Annotated in this window: 10 protein-coding genes; all 10 read left to right on the top strand. The window is 44.8% G+C overall.

The window, feature by feature from the left end:
- A partial coding sequence (locus T260_RS1000000141205) for a phage DNA packaging protein J (protein ID WP_173400021.1) occupies positions 1-55 on the top strand: 55 nt, incomplete at its 5' end.
- A 36-nt stretch (positions 56-91) separates the two neighbouring features.
- On the top strand, positions 92-1,375 hold the full coding sequence (locus T260_RS1000000141200; RefSeq protein WP_000065572.1) for a major capsid protein: 1,284 nt from the start codon (positions 92-94) through the stop codon (positions 1,373-1,375).
- Between the two features lie 110 nt (positions 1,376-1,485).
- Entirely contained in the window at positions 1,486-2,013 is a 528-nt protein-coding gene (locus tag T260_RS1000000141195) for a hypothetical protein (protein ID WP_000487867.1), read from the top strand.
- A gap of 8 nt (positions 2,014-2,021) precedes the next feature.
- Complete coding sequence (locus T260_RS1000000141190) at positions 2,022-3,008, top strand: Minor spike protein (RefSeq protein WP_000466547.1); 987 nt, start codon at positions 2,022-2,024, stop codon at positions 3,006-3,008.
- A 63-nt stretch (positions 3,009-3,071) separates the two neighbouring features.
- The gene (locus T260_RS1000000141185; protein ID WP_000252566.1) at positions 3,072-4,613 is read left to right on the top strand and encodes a replication endonuclease; all 1,542 of its coding nucleotides are present in this window, start codon (positions 3,072-3,074) and stop codon (positions 4,611-4,613) included.
- Complete coding sequence (locus T260_RS1000000141180) at positions 4,546-4,698, top strand: hypothetical protein (RefSeq protein WP_435988044.1); 153 nt, start codon at positions 4,546-4,548, stop codon at positions 4,696-4,698. The genes T260_RS1000000141185 and T260_RS1000000141180 overlap by 68 nt, the downstream gene beginning before the upstream one ends.
- Complete coding sequence (locus T260_RS1000000141175) at positions 4,631-4,870, top strand: phage DNA packaging protein C (protein WP_016670801.1); 240 nt, start codon at positions 4,631-4,633, stop codon at positions 4,868-4,870. Before T260_RS1000000141180 ends, T260_RS1000000141175 begins: the two co-directional genes overlap by 68 nt.
- Complete coding sequence (locus T260_RS1000000141170) at positions 4,867-5,325, top strand: scaffolding protein D (protein WP_000084700.1); 459 nt, start codon at positions 4,867-4,869, stop codon at positions 5,323-5,325. The genes T260_RS1000000141175 and T260_RS1000000141170 overlap by 4 nt, the downstream gene beginning before the upstream one ends.
- Positions 5,325-5,441 carry a phage DNA packaging protein J gene (locus T260_RS1000000141165; RefSeq protein ID WP_000033471.1) on the top strand — a complete coding sequence of 39 codons (117 nt, stop codon included), beginning with the start codon at positions 5,325-5,327 and terminating at the stop codon, positions 5,439-5,441. The genes T260_RS1000000141170 and T260_RS1000000141165 overlap by 1 nt, the downstream gene beginning before the upstream one ends.
- A 36-nt stretch (positions 5,442-5,477) precedes the next feature.
- Positions 5,478-5,586, top strand: a 109-nt coding sequence (locus T260_RS1000000141160; RefSeq protein ID WP_220377258.1) for a major capsid protein, incomplete at its 3' end; no start/stop codon positions are given.

Here is a 5,586-nt window from a genome sequence, read left to right as displayed (position 1 = left end):
TAAAGGCAAGCGTAAAGGCGCTCGTCTTTGGTATGTAGGTGGTCAACAATTTTAATTGCAGGGGCTTCGGCCCCTTACTTGAGGATAAATTATGTCTAATATTCAAACTGGCGCCGAGCGTATGCCGCATGACCTTTCCCATCTTGGCTTCCTTGCTGGTCAGATTGGTCGTCTTATTACCATTTCAACTACTCCGGTTATCGCTGGCGACTCCTTCGAGATGGACGCCGTTGGCGCTCTCCGTCTTTCTCCATTGCGTCGTGGCCTTGCTATTGACTCTACTGTAGACATTTTTACTTTTTATGTCCCTCATCGTCACGTTTATGGTGAACAGTGGATTAAGTTCATGAAGGATGGTGTTAATGCCACTCCTCTCCCGACTGTTAACACTACTGGTTATATTGACCATGCCGCTTTTCTTGGCACGATTAACCCTGATACCAATAAAATCCCTAAGCATTTGTTTCAGGGTTATTTGAATATCTATAACAACTATTTTAAAGCGCCGTGGATGCCTGACCGTACCGAGGCTAACCCTAATGAGCTTAATCAAGATGATGCTCGTTATGGTTTCCGTTGCTGCCATCTCAAAAACATTTGGACTGCTCCGCTTCCTCCTGAGACTGAGCTTTCTCGCCAAATGACGACTTCTACCACATCTATTGACATTATGGGTCTGCAAGCTGCTTATGCTAATTTGCATACTGACCAAGAACGTGATTACTTCATGCAGCGTTACCATGATGTTATTTCTTCATTTGGAGGTAAAACCTCTTATGACGCTGACAACCGTCCTTTACTTGTCATGCGCTCTAATCTCTGGGCATCTGGCTATGATGTTGATGGAACTGACCAAACGTCGTTAGGCCAGTTTTCTGGTCGTGTTCAACAGACCTATAAACATTCTGTGCCGCGTTTCTTTGTTCCTGAGCATGGCACTATGTTTACTCTTGCGCTTGTTCGTTTTCCGCCTACTGCGACTAAAGAGATTCAGTACCTTAACGCTAAAGGTGCTTTGACTTATACCGATATTGCTGGCGACCCTGTTTTGTATGGCAACTTGCCGCCGCGTGAAATTTCTATGAAGGATGTTTTCCGTTCTGGTGATTCGTCTAAGAAGTTTAAGATTGCTGAGGGTCAGTGGTATCGTTATGCGCCTTCGTATGTTTCTCCTGCTTATCACCTTCTTGAAGGCTTCCCATTCATTCAGGAACCGCCTTCTGGTGATTTGCAAGAACGCGTACTTATTCGCCACCATGATTATGACCAGTGTTTCCAGTCCGTTCAGTTGTTGCAGTGGAATAGTCAGGTTAAATTTAATGTGACCGTTTATCGCAATCTGCCGACCACTCGCGATTCAATCATGACTTCGTGATAAAAGATTGAGTGTGAGGTTATAACGCCGAAGCGGTAAAAATTTTAATTTTTGCCGCTGAGGGGTTGACCAAGCGAAGCGCGGTAGGTTTTCTGCTTAGGAGTTTAATCATGTTTCAGACTTTTATTTCTCGCCATAATTCAAACTTTTTTTCTGATAAGCTGGTTCTCACTTCTGTTACTCCAGCTTCTTCGGCACCTGTTTTACAGACACCTAAAGCTACATCGTCAACGTTATATTTTGATAGTTTGACGGTTAATGCTGGTAATGGTGGTTTTCTTCATTGCATTCAGATGGATACATCTGTCAACGCCGCTAATCAGGTTGTTTCTGTTGGTGCTGATATTGCTTTTGATGCCGACCCTAAATTTTTTGCCTGTTTGGTTCGCTTTGAGTCTTCTTCGGTTCCGACTACCCTCCCGACTGCCTATGATGTTTATCCTTTGGATGGTCGCCATGATGGTGGTTATTATACCGTCAAGGACTGTGTGACTATTGACGTCCTTCCCCGTACGCCGGGCAATAATGTTTATGTTGGTTTCATGGTTTGGTCTAACTTTACCGCTACTAAATGCCGCGGATTGGTTTCGCTGAATCAGGTTATTAAAGAGATTATTTGTCTCCAGCCACTTAAGTGAGGTGATTTATGTTTGGTGCTATTGCTGGCGGTATTGCTTCTGCTCTTGCTGGTGGCGCCATGTCTAAATTGTTTGGAGGCGGTCAAAAAGCCGCCTCCGGTGGCATTCAAGGTGATGTGCTTGCTACCGATAACAATACTGTAGGCATGGGTGATGCTGGTATTAAATCTGCCATTCAAGGCTCTAATGTTCCTAACCCTGATGAGGCCGTCCCTAGTTTTGTTTCTGGTGCTATGGCTAAAGCTGGTAAAGGACTTCTTGAAGGTACGTTGCAGGCTGGCACTTCTGCCGTTTCTGATAAGTTGCTTGATTTGGTTGGACTTGGTGGCAAGTCTGCCGCTGATAAAGGAAAGGATACTCGTGATTATCTTGCTGCTGCATTTCCTGAGCTTAATGCTTGGGAGCGTGCTGGTGCTGATGCTTCCTCTGCTGGTATGGTTGACGCCGGATTTGAGAATCAAAAAGAGCTTACTAAAATGCAACTGGACAATCAGAAAGAGATTGCCGAGATGCAAAATGAGACTCAAAAAGAGATTGCTGGCATTCAGTCGGCGACTTCACGCCAGAATACGAAAGACCAGGTATATGCACAAAATGAGATGCTTGCTTATCAACAGAAGGAGTCTACTGCTCGCGTTGCGTCTATTATGGAAAACACCAATCTTTCCAAGCAACAGCAGGTTTCCGAGATTATGCGCCAAATGCTTACTCAAGCTCAAACGGCTGGTCAGTATTTTACCAATGACCAAATCAAAGAAATGACTCGCAAGGTTAGTGCTGAGGTTGACTTAGTTCATCAGCAAACGCAGAATCAGCGGTATGGCTCTTCTCATATTGGCGCTACTGCAAAGGATATTTCTAATGTCGTCACTGATGCTGCTTCTGGTGTGGTTGATATTTTTCATGGTATTGATAAAGCTGTTGCCGATACTTGGAACAATTTCTGGAAAGACGGTAAAGCTGATGGTATTGGCTCTAATTTGTCTAGGAAATAACCGTCAGGATTGACACCCTCCCAATTGTATGTTTTCATGCCTCCAAATCTTGGAGGCTTTTTTATGGTTCGTTCTTATTACCCTTCTGAATGTCACGCTGATTATTTTGACTTTGAGCGTATCGAGGCTCTTAAACCTGCTATTGAGGCTTGTGGCATTTCTACTCTTTCTCAATCCCCAATGCTTGGCTTCCATAAGCAGATGGATAACCGCATCAAGCTCTTGGAAGAGATTCTGTCTTTTCGTATGCAGGGCGTTGAGTTCGATAATGGTGATATGTATGTTGACGGCCATAAGGCTGCTTCTGACGTTCGTGATGAGTTTGTATCTGTTACTGAGAAGTTAATGGATGAATTGGCACAATGCTACAATGTGCTCCCCCAACTTGATATTAATAACACTATAGACCACCGCCCCGAAGGGGACGAAAAATGGTTTTTAGAGAACGAGAAGACGGTTACGCAGTTTTGCCGCAAGCTGGCTGCTGAACGCCCTCTTAAGGATATTCGCGATGAGTATAATTACCCCAAAAAGAAAGGTATTAAGGATGAGTGTTCAAGATTGCTGGAGGCCTCCACTATGAAATCGCGTAGAGGCTTTGCTATTCAGCGTTTGATGAATGCAATGCGACAGGCTCATGCTGATGGTTGGTTTATCGTTTTTGACACTCTCACGTTGGCTGACGACCGATTAGAGGCGTTTTATGATAATCCCAATGCTTTGCGTGACTATTTTCGTGATATTGGTCGTATGGTTCTTGCTGCCGAGGGTCGCAAGGCTAATGATTCACACGCCGACTGCTATCAGTATTTTTGTGTGCCTGAGTATGGTACAGCTAATGGCCGTCTTCATTTCCATGCGGTGCACTTTATGCGGACACTTCCTACAGGTAGCGTTGACCCTAATTTTGGTCGTCGGGTACGCAATCGCCGCCAGTTAAATAGCTTGCAAAATACGTGGCCTTATGGTTACAGTATGCCCATCGCAGTTCGCTACACGCAGGACGCTTTTTCACGTTCTGGTTGGTTGTGGCCTGTTGATGCTAAAGGTGAGCCGCTTAAAGCTACCAGTTATATGGCTGTTGGTTTCTATGTGGCTAAATACGTTAACAAAAAGTCAGATATGGACCTTGCTGCTAAAGGTCTAGGAGCTAAAGAATGGAACAACTCACTAAAAACCAAGCTGTCGCTACTTCCCAAGAAGCTGTTCAGAATCAGAATGAGCCGCAACTTCGGGATGAAAATGCTCACAATGACAAATCTGTCCACGGAGTGCTTAATCCAACTTACCAAGCTGGGTTACGACGCGACGCCGTTCAACCAGATATTGAAGCAGAACGCAAAAAGAGAGATGAGATTGAGGCTGGGAAAAGTTACTGTAGCCGACGTTTTGGCGGCGCAACCTGTGACGACAAATCTGCTCAAATTTATGCGCGCTTCGATAAAAATGATTGGCGTATCCAACCTGCAGAGTTTTATCGCTTCCATGACGCAGAAGTTAACACTTTCGGATATTTCTGATGAGTCGAAAAATTATCTTGATAAAGCAGGAATTACTACTGCTTGTTTACGAATTAAATCGAAGTGGACTGCTGGCGGAAAATGAGAAAATTCGACCTATCCTTGCGCAGCTCGAGAAGCTCTTACTTTGCGACCTTTCGCCATCAACTAACGATTCTGTCAAAAACTGACGCGTTGGATGAGGAGAAGTGGCTTAATATGCTTGGCACGTTCGTCAAGGACTGGTTTAGATATGAGTCACATTTTGTTCATGGTAGAGATTCTCTTGTTGACATTTTAAAAGAGCGTGGATTACTATCTGAGTCCGATGCTGTTCAACCACTAATAGGTAAGAAATCATGAGTCAAGTTACTGAACAATCCGTACGTTTCCAGACCGCTTTGGCCTCTATTAAGCTCATTCAGGCTTCTGCCGTTTTGGATTTAACCGAAGATGATTTCGATTTTCTGACGAGTAACAAAGTTTGGATTGCTACTGACCGCTCTCGTGCTCGTCGCTGCGTTGAGGCTTGCGTTTATGGTACGCTGGACTTTGTAGGATACCCTCGCTTTCCTGCTCCTGTTGAGTTTATTGCTGCCGTCATTGCTTATTATGTTCATCCCGTCAACATTCAAACGGCCTGTCTCATCATGGAAGGCGCTGAATTTACGGAAAACATTATTAATGGCGTCGAGCGTCCGGTTAAAGCCGCTGAATTGTTCGCGTTTACCTTGCGTGTACGCGCAGGAAACACTGACGTTCTTACTGACGCAGAAGAAAACGTGCGTCAAAAATTACGTGCAGAAGGAGTGATGTAATGTCTAAAGGTAAAAAACGTTCTGGCGCTCGCCCTGGTCGTCCGCAGCCGTTGCGAGGTACTAAAGGCAAGCGTAAAGGCGCTCGTCTTTGGTATGTAGGTGGTCAACAATTTTAATTGCAGGGGCTTCGGCCCCTTACTTGAGGATAAATTATGTCTAATATTCAAACTGGCGCCGAGCGTATGCCGCATGACCTTTCCCATCTTGGCTTCCTTGCTGGTCAGATTGGTCGTCTTATTACCATTTCAACTACTCCGGTTA

It is taken from the genome of Geobacillus thermopakistaniensis (assembly GCF_000498995.1).
Classification (GTDB): domain Bacteria; phylum Bacillota; class Bacilli; order Bacillales; family Anoxybacillaceae; genus Geobacillus; species Geobacillus thermoleovorans.
The sequence above is the reverse complement of the archived record's forward strand: the minus strand, read 5'-3'. Positions and strand labels throughout refer to the sequence as shown.

What these genes read in the sequence shown, in the direction of transcription:
- T260_RS1000000141195 (WP_000487867.1), top strand. Translation starts at nt 1,486, where the DNA reads ATGTTTCAGACTTTTATTTCTCGCCATAATTCAAACTTTTTTTCTGAT.
- T260_RS1000000141190 (WP_000466547.1), top strand. Translation starts at nt 2,022, where the DNA reads ATGTTTGGTGCTATTGCTGGCGGTATTGCTTCTGCTCTTGCTGGTGGC.
- T260_RS1000000141185 (WP_000252566.1), top strand. Translation starts at nt 3,072, where the DNA reads ATGGTTCGTTCTTATTACCCTTCTGAATGTCACGCTGATTATTTTGAC.
- T260_RS1000000141165 (WP_000033471.1), top strand. Translation starts at nt 5,325, where the DNA reads ATGTCTAAAGGTAAAAAACGTTCTGGCGCTCGCCCTGGTCGTCCGCAG.
- T260_RS1000000141170 (WP_000084700.1), top strand. Translation starts at nt 4,867, where the DNA reads ATGAGTCAAGTTACTGAACAATCCGTACGTTTCCAGACCGCTTTGGCC.
- T260_RS1000000141200 (WP_000065572.1), top strand. Translation starts at nt 92, where the DNA reads ATGTCTAATATTCAAACTGGCGCCGAGCGTATGCCGCATGACCTTTCC.